The following is a 2,343-nucleotide window of genomic DNA, read 5'->3' on the forward strand; positions in this document are numbered from 1 at the left end:
TTTTGATCATCATGTCTGTCACTGCCTTGATTTACCCAGCAGGCGAGTTGACACAAGCCAGTGGCCCATACGTGAGTGGTGCGTTTGCAGAAGGTCTGACGCAAGGGTACATGACGATGGATGCGTTGGGCTCAATTGGCTTTGGTTGGATCATTTTCCGTGCCATCCGCAGCATGGGAGTGGACTGCCCGAAAGCAACGGCGAAATACACTCTAATTGCAGCCTTAATGTACGCTGTCGCGATGGCGTTTGTTTACATTTCGTTGTCTTACATCGGTTCCACTAGCTCTTACTTAGGTTCAGAGTTTAGCAATGGTGGCGATATTTTAACGGCGTTCACCTTCAACCATTTTGGTGCCTTTGGCTCGGTGTTGTTGGGTGCAGTCATGGTATTGGCCTGTTTAACCACAGCGATTGGCGTAACAACCGCAGGCAGCGAGTTCTATGACAACACCTTTAGCGAAGTGAACTACAAAAGCTGTGTCGTCATCACCATGGTACTTTCAGGCTTTATCGCCAACATCGGTTTAGAGCAGCTATTGGCAATCACTTTACCTGCGGTTGTGGCACTTCATCCTGTGGCGATTGCTTTGATGATGATGGCGCCCGTTCGCAACAAAATGTCTCAGTTCATGTTGGTGCTTACCGCGTTCACCGCACTAGCATTTGGTTGTGTCGATGCTCTGCACATTTTGGGCTACATGCCAGAAGCTGCAGACCAATGGATGAGCCACAACATGCCTTTGTATAATGAGTTCGCGAGCTGGATTGTACCTAGTGTCATCATGGCAACGGTCGGACTTTTGTTCACTAAAAAAGCAGAAGACATCATTCTATAATTACGCTAACATACTGGACGTTTATTGATGACGGGCAAAGGAGTTGCCCGAGGAATGGTTCGCTGTGGAGCACATATGGAGAGTCACTATTTAGATATAAGAACCCTCAACTTTATTATCATTTTGTTTTCTTGTATCTATGCTATTAGCCTGCTTTGCTATCAATATACTCAGAGCAAAATTAAAGGATTAAAAACGTTCGCCATTTCTCTGTTGTTTATTGGCTTAGGCCCGTTTTTATTGGGATTTCGTGACTCAGCCCCAGATTGGCTGACGATCATTCTTTCCAATACCATCATTATCATCGGCTTTTTGCTCACGTTATATGGTGTAAGCATTTTCCGTAAATTCCCTCTCAAGTGCGCTCATGTACTCACGTTTCTGGTACCGGTATTCGGTGGCCTTTTTTATTACTTCACATTTTATTCGCCATCTATTCGTATCCGAATCATTTTTCTTAGTATCTACTTGAGCTTAGTCACCTTCTGCAGTGGCGTTGCGATGATCAAGGGAAAAAGAGACGATCTAAAACTGCCCGTTCAAGTGATGGCGTACGCCTTCTTTGGGTTTAGTGCTTTTATGGCGGGCAGAACCGTTTGGAGCATTTGGGCACCAGAAGTCACCAGTTTTATGAATGCAGGTATCATCCACCAGCTGACGTTTCTATTTAGTATCTGCCTCATTGTTGCTTTAAGCTTTAGTATGTTGTGGTTGATCAACGCAAGATTGGTGAAATCCATCAACGATCTTTCTCATTTGGATGCATTAACTGGGTTATACAATCGACGTGCAATGGAAGTCATTGTGCCGAACCTTGTGAATCAAGCACGCGAAAAAAATACGCCTATCAGCATCGTTATGACTGACGTGGACGATTTTAAAACCATTAATGACCAATACGGACACACCACTGGCGACTCAGTCATGGCAACCATCGCCACGATTTTTAAACAAACGTTACCAGAGTCAGCATGTACCGTTCGCTTTGGTGGTGACGAGTTTATGATTGTGTTGCTTGCCAATGCCGAAAACGCGAAAGCCTATGCCGAGTTAGTTCGCCGCAGCATTGAACGTGAGACGTCGCTGCTTGCTTTTAAAAACCAAGTCACGATGAGCTTCGGCATCAGCGAGCTAATGCCCAATGACAGCTTGCAAGATGCACTCACCCGAGCCGACGAAGCACTGTATTGCTCAAAGCACACCGGGCGAAATCAAGTCACGACATTCCAAGATGGAAGCGAGGAGGGTGGCAAGTTCATCCAAACACCGACCAAAAGCGCATAACGGAAAGGTAAAACGACATCGCTCCTATTATTCCATTCACGAATCGGTGTAATCGGAGCGATTCAGACCAAATTTTTGCATTTTCTGATTTAAGGTGCGGCGTGGTAAATCGAGCTCTTGCATCACTTCATTAATCCGTCCTTGGTGACTCACTAAGGATTCATGCAACACTTTGCGCTCAAAGTTGTGCAACTGAATCATCAACGGAACACCCGCTTGA

3 protein-coding genes are annotated in these 2,343 nt (G+C 45.5%); 2 read left to right on the forward strand and 1 reads right to left on the reverse strand.

What is annotated here, in order from left to right; translation table 11 throughout:
- A partial coding sequence (locus R7P72_RS23595) for a branched-chain amino acid transport system II carrier protein (RefSeq protein ID WP_318110775.1) occupies positions 1 to 839 on the forward strand: 839 nt, incomplete at its 5' end.
- Between the two features lie 75 nt (positions 840 to 914).
- Positions 915 to 2,123 (forward strand): GGDEF domain-containing protein, encoded by a 1,209-nt coding sequence (locus R7P72_RS23600; RefSeq protein WP_318110776.1) that lies wholly within the window; start codon positions 915 to 917, stop codon positions 2,121 to 2,123.
- Between the two features lie 36 nt (positions 2,124 to 2,159).
- On the opposite strand, the gene R7P72_RS23605 is transcribed toward R7P72_RS23600, so the two are convergent.
- Positions 2,160 to 2,343: helix-turn-helix domain-containing protein (locus R7P72_RS23605; RefSeq protein WP_318110777.1), on the reverse strand; the 184-nt coding region annotated here is incomplete at its 5' end.

This window comes from Vibrio sp. Vb0888, from assembly GCF_033338835.1.
In the GTDB taxonomy this organism is placed as follows: Bacteria; Pseudomonadota; Gammaproteobacteria; order Enterobacterales; family Vibrionaceae; genus Vibrio; species Vibrio alginolyticus.